The sequence below is a fragment of the Bacteroidota bacterium genome, from assembly GCA_016711505.1.
Taxonomy (GTDB): domain Bacteria; phylum Bacteroidota; class Bacteroidia; order AKYH767-A; family 2013-40CM-41-45; genus JADKIH01.
The window spans coordinates 145,034-166,329 of sequence record JADJSV010000009.1 but is presented as its reverse complement, the minus strand read 5'-3'; the positions used below and the strand labels follow the sequence as shown (position 1 = coordinate 166,329).

26 protein-coding genes and 2 pseudogenes are annotated in these 21,296 nt (G+C 36.2%); 23 read left to right on the top strand and 5 right to left on the bottom strand.

Going from position 1 to position 21,296, the window contains the following annotated elements; translation table 11 throughout:
* Window position 1 precedes the first annotated feature (1 nt).
* The 19 genes from IPL24_11765 (at window position 2) to IPL24_11675 (ending at window position 14,079) form a co-directional block, all read left to right on the top strand.
* Window positions 2–874: a hypothetical protein gene (locus tag IPL24_11765; GenBank protein ID MBK8364319.1), complete on the top strand. Its 873-nt coding sequence runs from the start codon at window positions 2–4 to the stop codon at window positions 872–874.
* Window positions 871–1,470 (top strand): hypothetical protein, encoded by a 600-nt coding sequence (locus IPL24_11760; protein MBK8364318.1) that lies wholly within the window; start codon window positions 871–873, stop codon window positions 1,468–1,470. The genes IPL24_11765 and IPL24_11760 overlap by 4 nt, the downstream gene beginning before the upstream one ends.
* Window positions 1,471–1,506: 36 nt before the next feature.
* Window positions 1,507–1,866, top strand: coding sequence for a hypothetical protein (locus IPL24_11755; protein ID MBK8364317.1), 360 nt, complete (start codon window positions 1,507–1,509; stop codon window positions 1,864–1,866).
* A 7-nt stretch (window positions 1,867–1,873) separates the two neighbouring features.
* Window positions 1,874–3,040 carry a hypothetical protein gene (locus tag IPL24_11750; protein MBK8364316.1) on the top strand — a complete coding sequence of 389 codons (1,167 nt, stop codon included), beginning with the start codon at window positions 1,874–1,876 and terminating at the stop codon, window positions 3,038–3,040.
* Window positions 3,006–4,478 (top strand): hypothetical protein, encoded by a 1,473-nt coding sequence (locus tag IPL24_11745; protein ID MBK8364315.1) that lies wholly within the window; start codon window positions 3,006–3,008, stop codon window positions 4,476–4,478. The genes IPL24_11750 and IPL24_11745 overlap by 35 nt, the downstream gene beginning before the upstream one ends.
* A 154-nt stretch (window positions 4,479–4,632) precedes the next feature.
* A complete protein-coding gene (locus IPL24_11740) occupies window positions 4,633–5,232 on the top strand; it encodes a C39 family peptidase (protein MBK8364314.1) in 600 nt (199 codons plus the stop codon).
* A 4-nt stretch (window positions 5,233–5,236) separates the two neighbouring features.
* Entirely contained in the window at window positions 5,237–5,839 is a 603-nt protein-coding gene (locus IPL24_11735; protein ID MBK8364313.1) for a hypothetical protein, read from the top strand.
* A 28-nt stretch (window positions 5,840–5,867) separates the two neighbouring features.
* The gene (locus IPL24_11730; GenBank protein MBK8364312.1) at window positions 5,868–6,194 is read left to right on the top strand and encodes a hypothetical protein; all 327 of its coding nucleotides are present in this window, start codon (window positions 5,868–5,870) and stop codon (window positions 6,192–6,194) included.
* A gap of 86 nt (window positions 6,195–6,280) precedes the next feature.
* On the top strand, window positions 6,281–6,964 hold the full coding sequence (locus IPL24_11725; protein MBK8364311.1) for a hypothetical protein: 684 nt from the start codon (window positions 6,281–6,283) through the stop codon (window positions 6,962–6,964).
* Window positions 6,903–7,601, top strand: a complete 699-nt coding sequence (locus tag IPL24_11720) for a hypothetical protein (GenBank protein ID MBK8364310.1) — start codon at window positions 6,903–6,905, stop codon at window positions 7,599–7,601. Before IPL24_11725 ends, IPL24_11720 begins: the two co-directional genes overlap by 62 nt.
* Before the next feature lie 135 nt (window positions 7,602–7,736).
* Window positions 7,737–7,985 carry an IPT/TIG domain-containing protein gene (locus IPL24_11715; GenBank protein MBK8364309.1) on the top strand — a complete coding sequence of 83 codons (249 nt, stop codon included), beginning with the start codon at window positions 7,737–7,739 and terminating at the stop codon, window positions 7,983–7,985.
* A 90-nt stretch (window positions 7,986–8,075) separates the two neighbouring features.
* Window positions 8,076–9,044, top strand: a complete 969-nt coding sequence (locus tag IPL24_11710) for a hypothetical protein (protein ID MBK8364308.1) — start codon at window positions 8,076–8,078, stop codon at window positions 9,042–9,044.
* Window positions 9,045–9,075: 31 nt separating this feature from the next.
* The gene (locus tag IPL24_11705; protein MBK8364307.1) at window positions 9,076–9,432 is read left to right on the top strand and encodes an IPT/TIG domain-containing protein; all 357 of its coding nucleotides are present in this window, start codon (window positions 9,076–9,078) and stop codon (window positions 9,430–9,432) included.
* Window positions 9,398–10,399 (top strand): hypothetical protein, encoded by a 1,002-nt coding sequence (locus IPL24_11700; GenBank protein ID MBK8364306.1) that lies wholly within the window; start codon window positions 9,398–9,400, stop codon window positions 10,397–10,399. Before IPL24_11705 ends, IPL24_11700 begins: the two co-directional genes overlap by 35 nt.
* A gap of 9 nt (window positions 10,400–10,408) precedes the next feature.
* Window positions 10,409–11,392, top strand: coding sequence for an IPT/TIG domain-containing protein (locus IPL24_11695; protein MBK8364305.1), 984 nt, complete (start codon window positions 10,409–10,411; stop codon window positions 11,390–11,392).
* Window positions 11,393–11,443: 51 nt separating this feature from the next.
* Window positions 11,444–11,755: a hypothetical protein gene (locus tag IPL24_11690; GenBank protein MBK8364304.1), complete on the top strand. Its 312-nt coding sequence runs from the start codon at window positions 11,444–11,446 to the stop codon at window positions 11,753–11,755.
* 108 nt (window positions 11,756–11,863) lie between these two features.
* A complete protein-coding gene (locus tag IPL24_11685; protein MBK8364303.1) occupies window positions 11,864–13,126 on the top strand; it encodes an IPT/TIG domain-containing protein in 1,263 nt (420 codons plus the stop codon).
* A gap of 151 nt (window positions 13,127–13,277) precedes the next feature.
* Window positions 13,278–13,553: a hypothetical protein gene (locus tag IPL24_11680; protein ID MBK8364302.1), complete on the top strand. Its 276-nt coding sequence runs from the start codon at window positions 13,278–13,280 to the stop codon at window positions 13,551–13,553.
* Window positions 13,554–13,815: 262 nt separating this feature from the next.
* Entirely contained in the window at window positions 13,816–14,079 is a 264-nt protein-coding gene (locus IPL24_11675; protein MBK8364301.1) for a hypothetical protein, read from the top strand.
* 144 nt (window positions 14,080–14,223) lie between these two features.
* Here IPL24_11675 and IPL24_11670 read toward each other — a convergent pair.
* The 5 genes and pseudogenes from IPL24_11670 to IPL24_11650 all read right to left on the bottom strand — a co-directional run bounded on the left by IPL24_11670 (window position 14,224) and on the right by IPL24_11650 (window position 18,505).
* Window positions 14,224–15,392: pseudogene (locus tag IPL24_11670) on the bottom strand (glutathione-dependent formaldehyde dehydrogenase).
* A 55-nt stretch (window positions 15,393–15,447) separates the two neighbouring features.
* Window positions 15,448–16,311, bottom strand: a complete 864-nt coding sequence (locus tag IPL24_11665; protein ID MBK8364300.1) for an SDR family oxidoreductase — start codon at window positions 16,309–16,311, stop codon at window positions 15,448–15,450.
* Window positions 16,312–16,343: 32 nt separating this feature from the next.
* A complete protein-coding gene (locus tag IPL24_11660) occupies window positions 16,344–16,559 on the bottom strand; it encodes a hypothetical protein (protein MBK8364299.1) in 216 nt (71 codons plus the stop codon).
* A gap of 80 nt (window positions 16,560–16,639) precedes the next feature.
* Window positions 16,640–16,837, bottom strand: coding sequence for a hypothetical protein (locus IPL24_11655; protein ID MBK8364298.1), 198 nt, complete (start codon window positions 16,835–16,837; stop codon window positions 16,640–16,642).
* Between the two features lie 20 nt (window positions 16,838–16,857).
* Window positions 16,858–18,505: pseudogene (locus tag IPL24_11650) on the bottom strand (catalase).
* Between the two features lie 300 nt (window positions 18,506–18,805).
* Here IPL24_11650 and IPL24_11645 point away from each other — a divergent pair.
* Genes IPL24_11645 through IPL24_11630 form a run of 4 tightly spaced genes read left to right on the top strand, consistent with a single transcriptional unit; the run spans window position 18,806 to window position 21,285 of the window.
* Window positions 18,806–19,198, top strand: a complete 393-nt coding sequence (locus IPL24_11645; protein MBK8364297.1) for a response regulator — start codon at window positions 18,806–18,808, stop codon at window positions 19,196–19,198.
* Between the two features lie 32 nt (window positions 19,199–19,230).
* Window positions 19,231–20,283 (top strand): PAS domain S-box protein, encoded by a 1,053-nt coding sequence (locus tag IPL24_11640; protein ID MBK8364296.1) that lies wholly within the window; start codon window positions 19,231–19,233, stop codon window positions 20,281–20,283.
* Between the two features lie 5 nt (window positions 20,284–20,288).
* Window positions 20,289–20,762: a hypothetical protein gene (locus tag IPL24_11635; GenBank protein MBK8364295.1), complete on the top strand. Its 474-nt coding sequence runs from the start codon at window positions 20,289–20,291 to the stop codon at window positions 20,760–20,762.
* A 43-nt stretch (window positions 20,763–20,805) separates the two neighbouring features.
* The gene (locus IPL24_11630) at window positions 20,806–21,285 is read left to right on the top strand and encodes a nicotinamide-nucleotide amidohydrolase family protein (GenBank protein ID MBK8364294.1); all 480 of its coding nucleotides are present in this window, start codon (window positions 20,806–20,808) and stop codon (window positions 21,283–21,285) included.
* Window positions 21,286–21,296: the final 11 nt, after the last annotated feature.

The following is a 21,296-nucleotide window of genomic DNA, read 5'->3' as shown; positions in this document are numbered from 1 at the left end:
TGTGACATTATTTGGCAGGTACAATTCAATGCAGTCTGCTGCTACAAGTCTAGCGGATAGACCCGCGAGCAAAGATTATTATTACTTGCCACCACATCTCAAACTTTCTACAAATCCGGAATCCGGAAACCCGGTATTTTTGTTTTTAAAATATGTAACTGAAGAGAGAGAAGATCAAGGTGGCGTAAGCGGTGCATTGTTACATTTGAATTGTGAATGGGGTTTGACTGAGGCCGAACGGTTGGAACTCGAGCAAAAACTAACTGCTAAAATTCCTGGGGCTAAAGTACTCGGACCTCTTGAATTATTTCCTGTCGCAGATTCATACCGGATTACTTCTGCTGTAATGAGTGATAAGAAACTGACTAAAACAAGTTTAAGTTCCGGACGAGCACCATTAATAGAAAGTGGCAAATTTGCTATAGCTGCCAATTTACAAAAGTATGGCGCTCAACTAATGGCAGCAACATTTGAAAAAGCAAGCGGAGCTTCCGATTTATCTATAGACTTTTATTATAAATATCAAACAATGGTTACAGGTTGTAAGGGTAGTATAGTATTGGATTATACGAAATTTGCTTCTGCTTTTAACAGCTTAAATATTAACGGGAAGCAAACTTATTATAATAATGATGACAAAGATGATAAAACCACAAATGAAACCCTTTCCTATAGTCAAATGCAACAAGCTTACAGTGCACTAATCTCAAGTGGTGCTATCGTGTTTCGTATGGAATGTATGTATGATGATGGCAACAATAGTAAAATTAAAGAATTATTTTTCAATATTTTGCTGAAAAATTCAGTTTACCTGAAGATGATACGAAGGCTGAGGAAAATAAAGATCCGGATACCTCCGGTATGCCAAAAATGAATACCGGAATTGAAAATTCAGATGAAGATGATAGAAGAGTGGATCGCACATATTCGGTAAATCTTACAAAAATAAAAGCAGAATATGTTCACAAAACTAGTGTAATAACTTTTAGTGAAGATTTTCCAATTGTTTGGGAAGGAGCTGTCTCGGGAAATCTAGGTGCTTGGTATAATGGATTAAAAAACAATAAAACATGCGTATCGTCTGTCAATCTAAATGATCCTTTTTATAAGCACATGGATATTCGATTTGTTTTAGATTTGGAAGCTAAGGAGATGTTTGAAAAAGAAGTAAATTTCGTTACAGTAAATGTAAGAAAGAAAAGATCTTCCGGTAATCCATTTATAAGTAGAGTAACATTTGATCAGAAATTTATTGCTGAAAAAGGAATAACGGCAGCTATGACTTATGCTGGAGGTGAAGATAAAAATCCCGAAATGTATGAATATGCATCGCAGTGGAGTTTAAGAGGTGGGAATGTATTTCCCGAAAACCCTGCTTGGCAAAAGGGAAAAATGGAAGCAGTAACTTTGATTCCCCCAATTATGCCTCGTACAATAACGTTTGAAGCGGATCCTACTGAGATGAAGTGAGCAAATTTAGTCAGAGCAACACTTCAAGTACGATATATGAAATTTGGGAAGGAACTCGAAGCTAATTTGCCAATTTCCATAGCAAAAGGAGAACCAGAAGCAACTCAAATGATTTTCATGGATAGAAATACTTCTGGATATGCTTATAGAATCATTTACAATCATAAAGAAGAAGGAAAACTTGCCACAGATTGGGATGCAAAAATTAATGATGATTATGTTTATGCCACAATTCCGGAACAATTTAGAGATAAGTCATCCAGTGCATTTCAAAAAGCAAAGGAAGCGGCTAAAACAATTATTTCTCCTTCTCCTGATGGAACAGTTACTTCTGATAAAGTATTAGATGGGTTTCAGGAATTATTTGGTGTTGTAAAGGATGTAATGAAAAAATAAAAGTAAGATGAAAAAATATACAATACGTCTATTCGCGTTTACACTTCTGCTTTTATTATTGATTATTGATTTGGAGAGAGGAAGCGCACAAGATAAAGGAAAAGAGTTTTCCCAAAGAATCTTACTTGATAAACCTGTAGATGCAGGTGATCTGAAATTATTCCGTTCTTTTTCTATTAAAGGAGAGTCAAATGAATACTATTATCTGCCAAACAAAATAAGTATTGCTTTAGATCCTGAAGGTAAACCAAGGTTTTCATTTCTTCGATTTGTAGAAAACAAACTCAGTGAAACGAATCAGAACAAATCAGAAATTCAAGCTGATGGTGGAGGTATAGTTCACTTTCTGGTTGGCCTTCATGTAAGTGATGCTGAAAAACGAAAGGCGGAAAGTGTTGCAAAGCGTTTAAATCCGGAAGCAAAAATTATGGGACCGGTAATTTATCGCAGTGGTACGGTAAGTCTGGTTTCTTTCATGCCTGAAGAACAGCAGAAAGTAAATGTCTTAGGTGTAGGAAAAGCTCCAATACTTGAAGGCGACAATATTGCTGTTTCAATGATCCTTGATAAAAAGAATGCAAAAATTTTATGGGAGATGATGAAGATGCCAACTCCGCCTGTTTCAATTACTCTGGACATGATAATTGCCGGTTATCAAAGTCCGGTTGAATTCTCAATTGAAATGGATTTTTCAAAGATATATAATCACGAAACATTTCAAGGTGCTTTTGGAATGCCAATATTTTCTGCTGAGATCAATAAGACAACTCAAGAATTGAAAGAATCGGGAGCAATCAGAGTGACGATGATCGGCGAGGATCAGGCAATGGAAAAGGTTATGTCTACAATTGAAAACAAATTAATTGATATGTGCTTTACATCCTTTGGTAGTGAGCAAGGAGCAAAATGGGATGCACTCTCAAAGCCGTCTTATGCAGGTGGAAAAAGTATGCTGGATGATGTGAATAAGAATAGCAATGCACTTTTTGACTATGCTTCTAAGAGTTTATCAGATAAACCTGAACCATCAAGAGCGTCTACTCCTGCTCGAGAAGAACGCAATAGTGGTGCGCAGAATTCAGGCGGGAATCAACCCGCTTCTGTTTCAAAACCAAAGGATATCCCTAAGCCTTCAGGAGGTGGCATTACCGCCCTCTTCTTCTCAGCCTGTTAAAAAGGAAAATGTTTCTGAAAAAAATAGTACATCAACTACATCAAATTCGTTACCTGCTAAAGAGGGAAATAGCGCTCAGCAGGGAACTGCAAATTCCCCCATTTCAAAATTAGCTTCAGATCCTTCAAAAAGTTCTACGACGATTACAAAAGAAAGAGATCGTCCACAAGACCCTTGGCCAGACTCTTCTGCTCCTGCTTCTACATCTTCCTCAGATAAACCCGATCCGCAAAATACTACTCCTTCTGCGACATCGTCATCATCAAATACACAAGAGTCAGCAGGTAAACCGGATCCTCTAAATCCGCGTTCCGTATCTCCATCATCTACATCACCTGGTACGCAAACTTCACCTGAAAAACCTGATCCGCAAAATCCGCCACCTGTTCTGCAGCCAGCGTCATCAAATTCTCAAAGTTCGACTTCACAAAATTCTGCTCAGTCGGGAACGACACAAACTGCTTCCTCGTCTTCTTCCGGAGCAACTCAAACGCAGCCACGTAACAGCTCGCAGAATTCCAATTCATCAGGCAATTCTACTGCACAAGTTGCCGGAGAAACTGCCGGAGCTGTAACATCAGCTGTATTAGAGCAGCTACAACAGCGGCAACTCAGTATGACTCCCGTAGGGTTGGGACTAAATTTATTAAAATCAATAAAAGTTTCTGCGGTCTACCAGACAAAAAGTATTAAGCACCAAGGTAAATATACTGCAAGTGCAAAACATTATTTTACAACCTCTCTTCCGGAAGTTTTTTCCGGAAATATTGGTAAGATAGACTGTGCTGAATGTTTCCGTGAAATTAATTTATGGGACCCATTATATGTTCAGCGTGAAATCACAACTTTTGTGGATGGCGATACTAAAGATTTCGAGCAGTATATTAATTATGTAACACTTGCAATCCGGAAGAAACATCCCAAAGGAGATATTACTACTGACGATATAAGAGTTGACAGAGTGAACTTTAATACAATGGGAAATAATTTCCGTGTTATGTACGGCTGGATGCCGGGTGATGCAGACCGTAAAAATGGCTTGATTATGAATATAAGATTCAATGGAGCTTTTTTTGGTGGGGGTACAATAGATAGTGCATGGACACCTACTACTCAAGCAGCAATTACGCTTACTCCGCCTTTAATTCGCAGATCAGTTAAAATTGAAGCGGATTCTGCACGACTTGCTGAACAGGATGTCAGAGTGATTGATGTCAGAATTTTTTATAGTCTTGGAGGGCAGGAGCAGGTGAAACAAGTTACTTTGGTACCTTCCAAAGATATGCTTGCTACTGAAATTGACTTTGCACAACTCAAGAATAGTCCGGCTTACGAATACGAAATAAACTGGTTGTTGAATGATAATTCTAATATAGAAAGCGGTCGAAAGGCTGCTAAAGGAAATCTTCTATATGTAGATGCTCTTCCAAGAAAGTGATTTATTTGGTTTTTAACAACATTAAACAGGTATTTTAATAGATTTGGAATTAAATTAATAATATTAATTATTATAATTTATTAATATTATTAATTTAATTAATAAATTGCATTTTATGATCACTCTTAAACAATAACACACAAAAAACCACACTATGAAAAAAGTTCTATTTTTACTCGGCTTTATTTTAATTAATAATCACGTCAATTCTCAGAATATAGATATTGATTATGAAGTTTATCTCACCCCTCAGATTGATAATAATACTTGTTGGGCTGCATCATCAGCTATGGTTTTAAGTTACAGTACTAAAACATCTGTAACGGTAGAATCCATTAAGAAAGATGTTAGCGAAGCATTGCCTAAAGTGGATATTTCATCTGGCCTTTATCCTAAGGACACAAAAGATGTAGGAGAGTTGCTTGGTTTGTCGTTTGATTATCCTCAATGTTACGGAGTACAAGGTTTCGCTGATCTATTAACCAGTGTTGGCGGTCCTGTGGTTTTTATAATGGAGAATGGTGGTGGCGGTGCACATGCAATTTTAGTAAAAGGAATGAAAGGTGATGGAACTGCAGATGGAACAATTGTACACTATCTTGATCCTTGGCCACCTGAGAAGGGAGTTTCGGGCTCTATGACATTTACTGATCTTATGGCTGCAATGGAAAAATTAGGATTTATGGATCAGACTTTATGGAAAGCTAAAGATGGTGAGAATGATAGATTATATGTTTTATATAAGCAAAATTAGTCAAATGAAATTTGGCCTAACTTTTTTGCTTATAATATCTTCTACAATAACTCGGTCGCAGGACATAGTAAATAACTATAGCGAATCAAGTGGGGTTTCGAAATACGCAACTTACATCAGTGATGCTTCTCGAACACGCGATCTTTCATATACTCAGGTGGTAGATGTAGTAAACTATTTAGCAGGATTCGAGAATCCTCCATTTGTTGTAGGCGATTTTATTGATAATTCCGCAAATCTTTCTGTAAAAAATGGCAAGTCTGTTTATAAAACAATCAACTTAGCTGATAATATTATTAACGGAATTCTGATTAAACTTATTAAAATGAGTGTTGCCCATCATTATGGCAATGATTATTTTAATATTCATGATGCAACTGATATTGCTGCATTTCAAAACGAACTTTCTGCATCAGCTATACATAATGTTGATGCAAGGATGCTGTTGTTCTTGTATAAATTTACTTCTTGGCTACAAGTAACTTGGGGTCCAGCTAACAATTGTGAAATCGTAGAACTTCATACTGCCGGTATAGGTCAAGGTGGAACGAATCCTTTAGATTGCCACAATACAGGGAGGGCATTGATTTTTCCGGAATTGTTGTAAAGATCAGAATGGAGAGAGAGTAATTCGAGTGAACAATGACTGGGGAAATAAACATCCTGAAAAATTTGTTGATGGACAAATTACATACAGACTTGAAGAGTCTGATGGTTTGCCCTATTCCTTTTTCAGAGATGCATATAACTGGTCTTTATTTCAATGTTCTATTTTGCCAGGACACCAGGACAATGAATTGAGTGATGAAGAAATTGCAGCTAGGTATATGGATTCCGGTGTTCCATTAAAAGGTGGAATGGTGTTACATCCTGATACTCCTGAAGGTGGCGTTAGAGCTGCTCATGTTAATCACTTTCATTTTCAATTTGGACCTACAGGATGTGAAGCACCAGGCAATTAATTAATACAAGGATTTCTTCAATAATCATTGTTAGGAATAAACAAGAAAACAACACTCTAATAAATTAAACTCCTTCAGACTAACTAATGAACTTTCGATATACTTCAGCGAACAAAATTATATTTATTATCACATTAATCGTGCTGATAAATTCTTCATGTAAAAAAGACGAGGATGATACTGATTGTCCTAATTGTCCTAAGATTTCAAAAATTTTACCCGAGGAAGGATATCATCAAGATTGGATTTCAATTCAAGGGTCAAATCTCCAAAAAACAGATGAAGGACCAATTACAGTTTCATTTAATGGTGTTGTAGTAGATTCTGATAGCATAGAAGTCGTTTCGGATACAGAGGTAAGAGCACGTGTTCCTAAAGCATGTGGCACAGGAGTGGTGAAAGTTTTTTATGACAGTGAACTTTTTTCATCTGAAAATATAATTTTTAAATACTTGAAAAGAGTTACAATTTCATTATTTGCTGGTTCTCCTACCGCTACAGTTTCACAAGATAACCCTGTTCAGTTTTCCAATACTCGTGAACTTGTAATTGATCAAAGTACAAATGTACTCTATACTTGTGAAGATAATAAAATCCGGAAAATAAACCCTGATGGATTGACAGCATCTACATTTGAAGTTCCTTTGGGATTCACATTAAATAATCTGGGAATCAATGCAGGAGGCGAATTATTTACATGTTGGCAACATGCAATTTTTAGAGTTACCAATTGCTCTTCAAAGTATTTCTCCAATACTAGTAGCAGGTGACGTTTCATCTTCTGGGCATGTAGATGGTTTATCAAATTCTGCAAAGTTCTATGCGCCGCTTGGAATTATATCTGACCAGGAAAATAATTTGTATGTATGTGATCCGGATGGATCTTCTAACGCGTTCATTCGTAAAATTACACCACAAGGAATGGTTTCAACAATTGCGGGGCAGGCAGCTGTAGGTTATTTGGATGGTCTTGCTGATCTTGCTCTATTTCAATATCCATCTAAACTTGCGATGGATGAAACTAAAAATATTTATATATCAGATATTTATTATATCAGAAAACTATTAAATAGTGGCACAGTTGGAACTGTAGTTGGAAACGGGGTATCGGGAAGTGTAAACAGTCCATTCCCTGTTCAAGTTTCCATTCCCGACCAACTTGTATATGGCGACGGTTACCTTTATTTCATAGATGCATTTAAACATTCCATTAGACAAATCGATATTTCTACCGGAAAAACAATTAATTTCATGGGTTCAAGCGATGATCCTGGGTATGTGGAAAGTCAGGATCCGCAACAGGTTAGATTCAATAACTCGTTAGGTTTAGCATATGATAATAATAGAAATATTTTATTTGTTTTAGATTCAGGTAATCATTGTATCAGAAAGATTCAATTCGAATAAATAGTAAAATTCATAGAGAGATTTGATGGAAAAATTTCATTAATAATTGAAAGAAAGGGATAACACGTTATTAAGTATATGAGTGCTGTATTGCAAAAATTATAAAATGAAGTTTAAAATATTAATAAAATTTATATGAAATTAAAATTTACTAAACTTAACTTGTCCGTTTTAATAGTATTGTTTTATAGTATTGTTTTAGTTTCTTGTGATAAAAAGGACAATGCTGATGATTGCCCTAATTGCCCATCTGTAACCGGCATTTTTCCTAATCATGCAAAAGGACTGGATACAATAAAAATTGTCGGTAGTAATTTCGCTGATGACTTTCATTCAAATATTGTTAAAATAAATGGAATAGTAATTCACCGGATTCTATTTTAAGTGGAAGCAAAACGGAGTTGTTTGTAAAAATTCCCAGACTATGTGGCAGTGGTCCGGTATCAGTTGACCTTGATGCGGAACTTACTCATTATGGAACTGCTCCTCAATTTTATTTATGATTATTTTTATTCAGTCATTGACATTGGAGGCTCAGGCGTAAATGTTCAGCCATGTGGTAATACTCCTGTCTGTAATTCGACTGGGTACTCATATCCATTTGGTATAGGAATGGACCAGTCAGGAAATGTTTTTTTCTCGGACGAGTTTTGTATTTATAAGCTCGATGCAGGAAATAATTATAGCCCATGTATGTTTGCCGGGTGTGCTGATACACAAGGTCGGATATATTCGAATGGTACATCAAGTCGGTTTAATAGGCCGTACTTTTTTACTTTAGATATTAATAATACATTGTATGTTCCTGAAGCAACTGATAGTATTCGAAGTGTAAGTCCAAATGGTCAATCTAGCCGTTGGTGTACAAATCCCAGTTTTCAAACACTGACTGCATTTACATTTGATAAAAGTAATCCTGATATATCATATGCTAGTGATCTTCTAAGTCGCGGGATTTGGAAAATACTTAAAGTTGGAAATAATTTTGATATTACATTTTTTGCAGGCTCATATGGAAACATAGGTCATGCGAACGGTCAAGGTAACTCTGCAAGTTTTTACCAACCGGAAGGTCTTGTAACAGATCGTTCAGGAAATATTTATGTTGCAGATGCTGCCAATAATACCATTAGAAAGATAACCTCAGCCGGAATGGTGACAACCTTGGCAGGATCAACTGTTGCGGGATTCGCTAATGGCACTGGAGATGAAGCAGCATTTAATTTTCCTCGAGGATTATTTATAGATGAGAATGAAGATATTTTCGTTGCAGACAGGATTAACAGTGCAATCAGAAAAGTGACAACTACAGGTATTGTAACGACGGTGTATCAGTTTACAGGTACTTTGTCAGATGTAAAACCGACCGGAGTAATAAAAGATAAACAAGGAAATTTTTATGTTACTTATAAATCGAATAGTAATGCGGAGTTAAAAAAATAATTCTGAATTAGTATAAAATCTAAAAATAAAAATGAGACTATTAAGAGCAGATTCTAAATTTTTTTTATTATTATTAGTTATTGCAGGAATATTTTTAAATTCTTGCAAAAAAAAGGACACAGATGACGAATGTCCTAATTGTCCAACAGTAACGGCGATCAGTCCTACGAGTGCTCACGGTTTTGATCAATTGACTATTACAGGAAATAATTTTTCTTCGGATCCACAATCTAATATTGTAAAATTAACGGTATTTCAGATTGACCTGATTCAATATTGGAGCGGAAGCACTTCGGAATTGATTGTGAAAGTGCCTAGACTCTGTGGAAGCGGAAAAGTTACAGTCGACGTGGATGCGAGAACTCACAAATTTTGGAACTCCGCCTGAGTTTACTTATTTGTATACCTATTCTGTTATTGACATAGGCGGAACAGGAAACAACATTCTTCCTTGCGGTGCAGGGTCTGCATGTGTGGTGGGAATTTATCTATATCCAAATGGCATTGGACTTGATCAATCGGAGAATGTTTATTTTTCGGATACTTACGCAAATTGCATTTACAAGCTTGATGCAAGTGATAATTATAATCCATGTATGTTTGCCGGCTGTGGAGGTACTCAAGGACATGCAAATGGAAATGGAACCTCAGCTTCATTTGAGAGTCCGTACTTTTTTACAATAGATAACAATAATAATTTATTTGCTTCTGAATACGGGAATACTATACGGTCCATTTCTCCAAATGGTACAGTAGGAAATTTTGTAATGAACAATTCTTTATCGGGATTAAGAGGTCTCGCATTTGACAGATATAATCCAAATATACTTTATGCTTGCAAAACAGGATTCCCTAAAATAATGAAAATTAGTCGAATAGGTAATACTTATGTCGTTGTTCCATTTGCAGGCACTGGTGACCCAGGAAATAGTGACGGACCCGATAGTTTGTCAACCTTTGGTACACCAACAGGAATGGTTGTGGATCGTGTGGGAAATATTTATGTGTCCGATATGATTAATAATACAATAAGAAAAATTACTCCAGGAGGTTATGTCACAACAATTGCAGGAAGATTTAACAGCGGTTTTATTAACGGACAAGGTGCCGCAGCAGCATTTAACGGTCCTTGCGGTTTATTTATAAATGAACAAGATGAAATATTTGTAGCTGACAAAACTAACGGGGCCATCAGAAAAGTAACTACTTCAGGTATGGTAACCACAGTCTATCAATTTTCGAATTCTATGTCTGATGTTAAACCAAATAGTGTGGTGCAAGACAGGCAAGGAAATTTTTATCTGACCTATACTTCTGATTCTTTAAATGGCGTAAAAAAAATTATATTGAATTAAATCACGAAAATGAAAGCAACGAGAGCAAAATATACACTAGTACTTTTGTATTCATTAGCGTTATTGGTTTTTCTAAATTCCTGTAAGAAAAAGGAAACGGATGAAGAATGTCCAAATTGTCCTTCAGTTATTTCGATTAGCCCGACCCAAGCTTACGGTTATGACATACTGACAATTACAGGAACAAATTTTTCTTCCGATCTGCAATCAAATATTGTAAAGATCAATGGTGTTCAGGTTAACCCTGATTCTATTTTAAGTGGAAGTGAAACGCAATTGATAGTGAAAGTTCCAAAACGTTGTGGCAGCGGAAGTGTAACAGTAGATTTAGATGCAGAACTTACAAATTTTGGATCTCCACCTCAGTTTAATTATCTATTCAGATATACTGCAATTGATATTGGAGGAACAGGATTAAGTGTTATGCCCTGCGCTTCAGGATCCAGTAGTTGTCCGTCAAGTGGATTTCAAAGATCAATGGGAATTGTTCTTGACCAAAATGAGAATGTGTTTTTTTCAGATGCCGGATTACATCAAATCTTTCAACTGGAGAAGAACAGTAGTTATGATCCTTGCCTGGTAGCAGGTTGTGGACAGGGAAGCACTAACGGTTCGGGAACCCAAGCGTCTATGGACTCACCTTCATTCATAGCAATAAACAGTGATGGGACAATGTTTGTTCCGGAAAATGGGACGGCCATCAGGACAGTAACATCTTTTGGCACGGTAGCACCTTGGTATAGTAATAATGATTTAAATATGGCAGGAGGGGCAATTGCTTTTCTTCAGAATAATTCAGAAATTGCTTATGTTACAAATCCTTCATCACATTCTATTTGGAAGATAAATCATTCTGGCGGTATCTTTTCACATACCCAATTCGCCGGTTCATTAAATGATTCCGGTTATGCCGATGGACCTGATACTACTGCAAGTTTTTATAGCCCGACAGGAATTGTGGTCGACAACATAGGAAAATGTATTTGTATCTGACACAAAAAACAATCTGATAAGAAAATCAGCCCCGCAGGTGTTGTCAGCACATTGGCAGGAAGTACTTTGCCGGGTTCTTCAAATGGACAAGGTAATCTCGCTTCTTTTAACAGGCCGTTAGGATTGTTCATCGATCGAAATAATAATATTTATGTCGCAGATCATGAAAATAGTTCGATCCGAAAATTAACTCCTTCAGGATTTGTTTCAACGGTTTATCAATTTACCTTAGGAATGAATAGTCCAAAGCCAAATGGAATTACGCAGGATAGTGAGGGAAATTTTTATGTAACATTCACATCCGGTAACAGCGGGGTGAAAAAAATTATAGTTGAAAAAATAAATTATACTCTCAAAATTTAGATAGATTAACAAATTATAAATCGAATACAATATTAATAAACAAGTTTGAAATGAAACGAAATAAGATAAGGGATGGGTTTATATTATTTGCATGTATGTTTTTTATAGTTGATCAGCTCATGCAAGAAAGATGATTCTGATTCTGATGATTGTCCTAATTGTCCATCCGTAACTGCAATTAGTCCGGCACAGGCGCATGCATATGAAAATCTGACGATAACTGGAATTAATTTTTCTTCCGATCCACAGTCAAACATTATAAAAATAAATGGAGTTCTCGTTGACGCAGATTCAATCGTCAGTGGAAACCAAAATCAGATAATTGTGAAAGTCCCTAAGGGATGTGGTAGTGGAGCAGTTACTGTTGATCTTGATGCGGAGCTAACACACTTCGGAACTTCACCACTGTTTACATATATATATCGATATACTGTAGTTGAAATCGGTGATGTTCATTCCGTACCTCCCTGTGGAAGTACTCCTGACTGTTTTACCATGAATTATATAGAACCAAGAGGCATTGCCCTTGATGCGTCTGAAAATGTTTATTTTAGCGATTTTGGTTTGAATTGTATTTTCAAACTAGATAAGAATGATGGTTATTCACCATGTATGCTTGCAGGTTGCGCATTTTCACCGGGAAATTCAAATGGAACAGGAACTAATGCAAGTTTTAACGATCCTTCCTTTATTTATGTTGATAATAGCAATTCTATTTTTGTTGCTGAAAATGGTTCTGCAATAAGAACTATAAATCCTGTCGGAAATGTTTCCAATTGGTTTTCAAGTAATGACCTTAATCCGGTAAATGGTGGTATAGCATTTACCAGAGACAATAGCGGAACTGCTTACGTAACAAATCCTGGATTATATAACATATCCAAAATAATACGAATCGGATCGGGATTTGCTATTTCACATTTTGCCGGAGCCACAGGTGTTCCCGGCAACGCTGATGGACAAGATAGTTCAGCAACTTTCTTAAGTCCAAATGGTATCGCTACGGACGCATCAGGAAATGTTTACATAACGGATTCTGAAAATAATTTGATCAGAAAAATAACCCCTTCCGGAGTAGTTACAACTTTTGCAGGTAGTCTTACACCGGGTTTTACTAATGGTCAAGGAACATCTTCAGCATTTAATGATCCACAGGGAATATTTATAGATAGCAAATCGGATATTTATATTGCCGATAAAAATAATGGGGCAATCAGGAAGATCACACCTGCTGGATTAGTTTCTACAGCCTACCAGTTTACAATCGGAACGTTAGAACCACACGGAGTAACTAAGGATAGTCAAGGTAATTTTTACGTCACTTATAGATCATTTGCCGGAAATGGAATTAAGAAAATAATTGTAGAATAGATTGTATTATTCATTTATTTATTAATTTCCCTCAGTCTTATTAAGAAGAATCTATAAATGAAATAAAGTTATTTATCGAGTCTGTAGGTCTTGATTTATCCTTCTCCATTCAAAAAATTGTTGAGTTTAAAATGTAAATAATGCAAAAAGTATGAAATCATTTCAATTAATTATTGCAACATGTTTATTCTATTTGAATATGAATGGCCAGTCAGTAGATACAACCTCGGCTACTGAACCGAAACCGCCTGCAGCATTCAGTCAGTTTAGCTTGGGAACAGGACTCGGTAGCGCATCAGCAACCCCGAAAGTAACATTAAACTCATATAGATTTTCTGCGCTGATTGGAAAAGGCTTTTGGGATTTTTATTTATTTAATTTGTTCCTGCAGTTGCAAATGCTGAAGCTGACAGTGAACAATATTTGAGAGGAGATTTAATACGTCAATTGGGCGGTCTGATTAATTTTTCGATGTCCAAAGTCGGATATTTTGCCAATAATGGAGACATTGAAAACCGCGAAGTTCGGGGGAGCACAACTTGATTTCCGATTTGGGGCAAAAGCAATTGATATCGCAAACCGTAGGAAAGGAACTAGTTTTCTTGTGCCTATTCTTCAGTCATCAACTCGATTTAAGATATCTAATACCTCTAGTTGGCCATAATTCAAATTACAAATCCGGAGATAAATTGGATTTAAAGAAAAATATGGTAGGAAATCTGTCGTTCCGTTTTCTAGGTTCTATACTTCAAGTGCTGGATAAAAGTATATATGGAACATATTATTCAACCAGGAAAGGAGTGCCAGCCAGCCCAACTATTTTTACAGGAACAATGGAAATGTATTTTTACATTACCGACCAAATCTATATAAATGCCGGTTATAGTTTTACAAATCAGCCATTGATAGAAGACATTCCATTCTTGTCTATCAGTTACGGAACTAACAAGTAATGAATATTACTTTTGATTCAGGCTCGAAGTATCTGCGCTAATTCACTCAAGTTTATATAAATTTTCTTTTTAGTAAAAAATAGACGTTCAAACTAATTTGATATTATTGTCTGGTACTTTTTGTGTGATTAAATTGAAAGCAGATCAAGCCCACGGATCAAGAATCACTTTCACACAACCTTCTTCTTTGTTCTTGAAAATACTGTAAGCATGTTCGACCTTTGATAGAGGAAGTCTGTGAGTTATGATATCGTCTAACTTCACCTTCCTTCCAATCACATAATTCATTAATTTATCTATGTGCTTATGTGCAGGAGCCTGACCGCCTTTAAGGATAATTCCCTTATCAAAAAACTGACCGATTGGAAAATTGTCGTATGTTGTCGGATAAACTCCAAGAACCGATACAACTCCACCGCGACGAACAGCACTCATACAAGCTTCAAGGACTTTTACAGAACCTTTCTCAAGATTGATAGTAGATTTGACCCGGTCAATTACATTTCTGTCCGGTTCAAAACCTACTGCTTCAATACAAACATCTGCACCACGATTACCGGTAATTGATCTTATAAAATCAATTACATTTTTTCCACTTCCTTCCCATAAAATAGTTTCTGAATTTGCAGCAGCTTTTGCTTTATTAAGACGATACTGAACAGTGTCAACATTTATAACTCTCCCTGCTCCCCGAAGCCATGCACTTTTAGCAGCCATAATTCCAACAGGACCTGCACCGTAAATCAAAACAGTTTCTCCTCCTTTAACTTCAGCCCAATCTACACCACTATAACCTGTTGGGAATATGTCAGTCAAGAATAGCACTTGTTCGTCTGTCAAATTTTCCGGAACTAACTGGGACCAAAATCTGCATATGGCACTCTTACATATTGTGCTTGTCCACCATCGTAACCTCCATATAAATCCGTATAGCCGAATAGTGCGCCGCCTTTCTGAGTTAGCAGTCCACCTTCAGGACCGTAGTGTTCGGGATTACTATTTTCACAATGTCCCGGCAACTGATGGTCACAAAAAAAACACTGTCCACATGCGATCGGAAATGGAACAATCACCCGATCACCTTTTTTCAGTTTTGTTACTATACTTCCAGTTTCCTCTACTATTCCCATAAATTCATGTCCCATTACTAATGGCCGTGCCTGAGGAAGGGCACCACTGTATATATGGAGGTCACTTCCACAGATTGCTGTAGAAGTTACTTTTAGAATTATGTCACTTTGTTTTTCTATAATCGGGTCTTTAACTGTTTCAAATTGAATTTTACCACCCGGGTGAACAACTGCTGCTTTCATGTATCTTATTTTTCTTTGCTTTATTTAATCAAATTACTTCTTCAGCTGATTTTTTTTAATTTTTAAAGCTGATTTTTTTATCAATCGGTTTTTTATCTGGCATTTTTTTCTGTGGTGATTTAATTTTATTTTTTGTTACAGGTTCCTGTTGTTTATGCACCATTCTTGCAACAGTGCTTTCCGGCATTAGATTAGACATTAGGACATTTACTTTATTTGCAATTCCGGAAACAACTTTATCATCACCACTCATCAATGCCAGAAAACCATCTTCTGCTACTTTAGCCGGATCAGCAAGTTTACCTTCGACTACAACTTTTGAACGTGTCATATCAGCTTTATTGAAAAAATCGGTATCGGTTGCACCGGGTAATAAAGCTGTAATGGTTATACCGCTATCTTTCAATTCATCCCTGATTGCTTCAGTGAATGACTGAACGAATGCTTTTGTTGCATGATACACTGATTGGAAAGGCCCCGGACTTTTACTTGCAATTGACGAAACGTTGAGAATTTTTCCACTTCCTTTTTTCTTCATCTCTTTTACAAATAATTTTGTGAGAATTACAAGACTGGAAATATTTAAATTTATAATCGATATTTCTCTTTTAATATCTGTATCGGAAAATTCTCCATACACACCTTGTCCCGCATTATTCACCAATATTTCTACATTGATTTTATTTGTCTTTATTTCTCGATAGACCTTTGTTGCATTCTCCGGATTAAAAAGGTCCGTTGAAATTGTCAGAACCTTGATTCCGAAATTATTTTCAAATTCCTTTTTTCTGTTTTGCAAATCCTTTTTGGATCTTGCAACCAATACAAGATTATAATTTTCCTCGGCAAAACATCTTGCAAGTTCATACCCGATACCCATCGTTCCACCTGTGATCAGAACATATTTATCTTTGTCCATTACTGTTATGTTTTTAATTTGTTTTAAAGAAACTATGCAGGAACCTTTCTTGCTTTTTCTCTTTCCCAAAAGCGATGTTGAGCAATGGCTGAAATGAAATCCTTTGCTGATGCTTCAGATTTTGTTCCTGTAATTACTCCCGGATCAGGTAACTTTTTTGCAAAATAAGTATTGTCTAAAATTTCAGTAGCATCTCTATCCACAGCAATTGCTTTGCAATGCTTAAATGCTTCATTTAAGAAATGAATTGCATCAGCATTATTTTTAACTCACCAATACTTTTTTACCACCGGAACATACACTGCATCATATACAACAGAAGGAGTAGTTAGTAAACTTCTGTCTGCGACAATATCTTGTCCTGAATCTGATTTAATTTTTCCAAGATGTGGTGCAACTGTTTCTGCTTTGCTCCTGCATCTTCCAATGCTTTTTTCATTTTATTTAATGAATTTGCATTCACGCCATCTGCAATTAATACTGCTATTTTTCTAGTGGCAATAGAATCTTTAGGAGTGTTCGCCATACTTAGCGCTTCAGAAATATTTATCGAACTCTTTTCTTAATTGGTTGATAAGACTTAGGATCGGCATCTGCCGGAATACTTTGATTGACTAATCCGATATCATTTGGAACTTTCAGACCAAGTCCTTCAGCAACTTTATTCGCCAGACCTTTATCAATCATCGATAAAATTCCTAGCATTCTGACACGTATATCCGGATTTTCAACTTTCCCTAATTCAAAACGAAGTGCATTAATGAGATGATCTTTTTCGTGTTCACTCTGACTATTAAAAAACAAGGTTGCCTGGCTGAAGTGATCTTTGAAACTATCACTACGTTCCCTGATTTTATGAGCATCGATCCTCTCGTTAAAAGAAGAAACCTCCGTCTTTCATAGATGCCTGATACGGACATCCACCTGCAGTGGTATTTGGTTCATAGCTACTTTGTCCCTTATTAATCGTTTGACGCATATGGCCATCGCGCTGATTGTTGTGTACAGGTGAAACAGGGCGGTTGATTGGGATCTCGTGAAAATTTGGTCCTCCTAATCGTTTCAATTGTGTATCAGTATATGAAAATAATCTGCCTTGCATCAATGGATCATTTGTAAAATCTATTCCCGGAACAATGTGTCCGACATGATAGGCTACCTGTTCTGTTTCTGCAAAGAAATTATCAGGATTTCTATTCAAAGTCATTTTTCCAATTCGTATCACGGGAACTAATTCTTCAGGAATTAATTTTGTCGGATCAAGAAGATCAAACTCAAATTTGTGTTCGTCTTCTTCAGCTACCAGCTGCACTCCTAGTTCCCATTCCGGAAAGGCACCGGATTCAATTGCTTCCCATAAATCTCTTCTGTGAAAGTCAGGATCTTTTCCTGAAAGGTTCTGAGCTTCATCCCAGGCTAGTGAGTGAACTCCTAAAATAGGTTTCCAATGAAATTTTACAAAAGTTGAACTCCCTTTAGCATTGATGAAACGGAATGTATGAACACCAAAGCCTTCCATCATTCTATAACTTCTCGGTATAGCTCTATCACTCATTAACCACATGATCATATGAGAAGATTCCGGTAGTAATGAAATAAAATCCCAGAATGTATCATGAGCCGATGCCGCTTGTGGAATTTCATTATGTGGTTCTGGTTTAACTGCATGCACCAGATCAGGAAATTTAATTGCGTCCTGAATAAAAAATACGGGCATATTATTCCCCACTAAATCGAAGTTGCCTTCTTCAGTATAAAATTTTACAGCAAAGCCCCGTACATCGCGAGCCAGATCTGTACTGCCCCGGGATCCTGCAACTGTACTGAAACGAACAAAGACAGGAGTTTGTCTTTCGGTATCTGTCAGAAAACCTGCCTTGGTATATTTACTCATCGATTTATATACCTGAAAAACTCCATGTGCCGCTGAGCCACGGGCATGCACTATCCGCTCAGGAATTCTTTCATGGTCAAAATGTGTTATCTTCTCACGAAAAATAAAATCTTCAAGTAAGGTAGGACCACGTTCACCTGCCTTTAAAGAATTCTGATTGTCATTGATCCTTACTCCCTGATTTGTTGTCAGAAACTGATCGTCAGAAGAAATAGTGTTTTTTTTCAGATCATCTGTTTTTTTATTTACGGATGAGTTTTTTTTATTTTCCTTGCTTTTTGAAGTTGGTGTTTTTGCCATGTTTTTTGAGTAATTCTGATTTTAGTGGAACAAATTCGTGTGAATCCCGGACAAGAATTTTCTGTATTGATGTATTATTGGATGAAATCTTTTTTAAAATCCTGTGCCAAAAAACTTGTAATTCATTTATCAAAGCGTTTAATTAAATCAGACATTTGTTTAAACAATTTGTTAAGTGACATTTTAATTACGAGTCAAAGTGCCGGTTTAAGATCTGAGGCATGTTATTTTCAATAGTTTATAGAGAAAATTTACCTTTGCAAGATCTGAAAAATGGAAAGCTAATTTTTTATAAAACTTATGATTGAATCCACACAATGTCTGCTTGTAGACGACGACAAAGATGATCAGGACATTTTTCTAATTTGTATCAAGAAAACAGGTAAAAATATTAATTGTAAGATACTGGATAGTGGTGTTGAAGCAATTTCATATTTGTTATCGAAAATTGAATACACTCCGGAATTTATTTTTCTGGATGTGAACATGCCTAAGATGAATGGTATTGCAAGTTTGAAAGAGTTGAAAAAAATTAAGCGGCTGGAGAAAACAAAAATATTTATGTATTCGACTACTTCGGGAGGATCAACATCTTCGGAAGCACTTGAATTAGGGGCAAATGATTTTATAATTAAGCCGGTTAAGACCGCAGAGTTGGTAAACAAGCTTAACCAGATTTTTACAACTGCTTAAAATTTCTAAATAGTCTTTTATGAACACAATCAATGAGTAATAATAATTGGAGCGATTCAATAGATGGCGATAATCTTTATCAGAGAATGATAGAGGAAATTCAGGATTATGCGATTATTTTGCTGGATACAAATGGTATAGTCCGGAATTGGAATCTGGGTGCACAGAAAATTAAGTATTATTCTGAAGAGGAAATTGTTGGAAAACATTTTAGTACATTTTACTTTGATGAAGATATCAGGAATAAACTTCCGGATAAATTAATTGAACAGGCCAGAAGTGCAGGAAGAGCAATTCATGAAGGTTGGCGTAAGCGAAAGGATGGTTCAAAATTCTGGGGAAGTATAACAATAACTGCAATTCATTCGGGAGAAAAAATAGTAATTGGCTTTTGTAAAGTTACAAGAGATCTGACCGATAGAAAAATTTGGGAAGATAGCTTGCGTGACAGCGAAGAACGCTATCATCAAATGATAGCGGAGGTGCAGGACTATGCAATAATTTTGCTCGACATTAATGGAATTATTCAGAATTGGAATGCCGGTGCTGAAAGAATAAAAGGATATAGAAGTGATGAAGTAATCGGAAAAAAATTCGAATTGTTTTATACTCCTGAAGATTTAAATTCGAAGATGCCTGATAGACTTTTAAATTATGCCAAAGAACATGGTAAAGCCGTTCAGGAAGGATGGCGGGTACGCAAAGACGGTACACGATTCTGGGGAACAATTGTTATCACTGCACTTCATAATAAGGAAAATGAAGTAATTGGTTTTTCCAAGGTAACAAGAGATCTTACACAGCAAAAGATTGCAGAAGAGAAGTTAGCTGCTTATTTAACGGAACTAGAAATTCAAAACAGAGACCTCGAACAATTTGCGTACGTGGCATCACATGACCTGCAGGAACCACTTAGAAAAATTCAGACTTTTGCAGAATTAATTCAGGAAAATTACGATGACAGGGAATTTGTAAATAAGTATTTTGAAAAACTTGAATTTTCTGCACAGCGCATGTCAGATCTGATCAAATCATTATTGAATTACAGCCGGCTTTCGAAAAATCATGATGAAAAAATGACATGAAGATAGTGGATCTTAATAAAGTCCTTAATGATGTAAAACAAGATTTTGAACTTTTAATAACTGAGAGAAATGCTGTTATTATCAGCGATTCTTTGCCGGTAATATTCTGTAATCAGATTCAGATTGGCCAATTGTTTTCTAACCTGATTAGCAATTCTTTGAAATTTGGCGAAGTCGATCCTGTTATCAGAATTTCGTCAAGTGTGGTAATGGGAACAGAAATTTCTGAGTCAATTAAAAATCCTCCCAACGCGAAGTATTATAGAATTGTTTTTGAAGATAATGGAATTGGTTTTGAAGAAAAGTATAGCGAATTGATTTTTTCTTTGTTTCAGAGATTACATGGGAGAAATGAATATTCAGGGACAGGTATTGGCCTGGCACTTTGTAAGAGAATAGTAGAAAATCATAATGGATTTATTTATGCCTCCAGCGTAGTGGGTAAAGGGGCTAAATTTTTTGTGTATCTACCTGTATAAATGGCACAGAATTTCAGGTATTGAATGAACCATATCTTCATATATGAGACCCGAACAAAATTTTGCAAGAATGATGAAAGCGAGAGGGCTTTCTATTGCATTTGCTGAAAGCATGAGTTGCGGATATTTATCACATAAAATTGGAAGTATAAGTTCTACATCTGACATCTTCAAAGGAGCAATTATATGTAATGATAAATCTGTAAAAACAAATCTGATGGGCCTTTCTGAAACTCTGATAAAAAAGCATACTGCAGAATCTCAGGTAATAACTGACAAGCTTGTGCGCAAACTTAAATTATTAATCAAAGCAGATGTTCACGCTTCCATTACAGGCCTTGCCTCAGAAGGAGGCTCTGAAAACAGAAATAAACCTGTTGGTACAGTATACTATTCAGTTCTGTACAAGAATAAACTTACAAGAAAGAAAAAGCAATTCCGCGGCTCTCCATTGGAAATTAAAAAAAGATCCTGCGCATTTTTATTTTCATTTATCTCACAGATAGTAAAATCTGCTGCATGAAAGAACGGATC

Coding starts and splice junctions, on each gene's coding strand:
- IPL24_11735 (MBK8364313.1), top strand. CDS start 5,237: ATGAAATTTGGCCTAACTTTTTTGCTTATAATATCTTCTACAATAACT.
- IPL24_11695 (MBK8364305.1), top strand. CDS start 10,409: ATGAAAGCAACGAGAGCAAAATATACACTAGTACTTTTGTATTCATTA.
- IPL24_11630 (MBK8364294.1), top strand. CDS start 20,806: ATGAGACCCGAACAAAATTTTGCAAGAATGATGAAAGCGAGAGGGCTT.
- IPL24_11715 (MBK8364309.1), top strand. CDS start 7,737: ATGAAATTAAAATTTACTAAACTTAACTTGTCCGTTTTAATAGTATTG.
- IPL24_11655 (MBK8364298.1), bottom strand. CDS start 16,837: ATGGCGAACACTCCTAAAGATTCTATTGCCACTAGAAAAATAGCAGTA.
- IPL24_11665 (MBK8364300.1), bottom strand. CDS start 16,311: ATGGACAAAGATAAATATGTTCTGATCACAGGTGGAACGATGGGTATC.
- IPL24_11680 (MBK8364302.1), top strand. CDS start 13,278: ATGAAATCATTTCAATTAATTATTGCAACATGTTTATTCTATTTGAAT.
- IPL24_11720 (MBK8364310.1), top strand. CDS start 6,903: ATGCAATTTTTAGAGTTACCAATTGCTCTTCAAAGTATTTCTCCAATA.
- IPL24_11750 (MBK8364316.1), top strand. CDS start 1,874: ATGAAAAAATATACAATACGTCTATTCGCGTTTACACTTCTGCTTTTA.
- IPL24_11700 (MBK8364306.1), top strand. CDS start 9,398: ATGCGAGAACTCACAAATTTTGGAACTCCGCCTGAGTTTACTTATTTG.
- IPL24_11640 (MBK8364296.1), top strand. CDS start 19,231: ATGAGTAATAATAATTGGAGCGATTCAATAGATGGCGATAATCTTTAT.
- IPL24_11645 (MBK8364297.1), top strand. CDS start 18,806: ATGATTGAATCCACACAATGTCTGCTTGTAGACGACGACAAAGATGAT.
- IPL24_11760 (MBK8364318.1), top strand. CDS start 871: ATGAATACCGGAATTGAAAATTCAGATGAAGATGATAGAAGAGTGGAT.
- IPL24_11725 (MBK8364311.1), top strand. CDS start 6,281: ATGAACTTTCGATATACTTCAGCGAACAAAATTATATTTATTATCACA.
- IPL24_11705 (MBK8364307.1), top strand. CDS start 9,076: ATGAGACTATTAAGAGCAGATTCTAAATTTTTTTTATTATTATTAGTT.
- IPL24_11755 (MBK8364317.1), top strand. CDS start 1,507: ATGAAATTTGGGAAGGAACTCGAAGCTAATTTGCCAATTTCCATAGCA.
- IPL24_11710 (MBK8364308.1), top strand. CDS start 8,076: ATGGAACTGCTCCTCAATTTTATTTATGATTATTTTTATTCAGTCATT.
- IPL24_11740 (MBK8364314.1), top strand. CDS start 4,633: ATGAAAAAAGTTCTATTTTTACTCGGCTTTATTTTAATTAATAATCAC.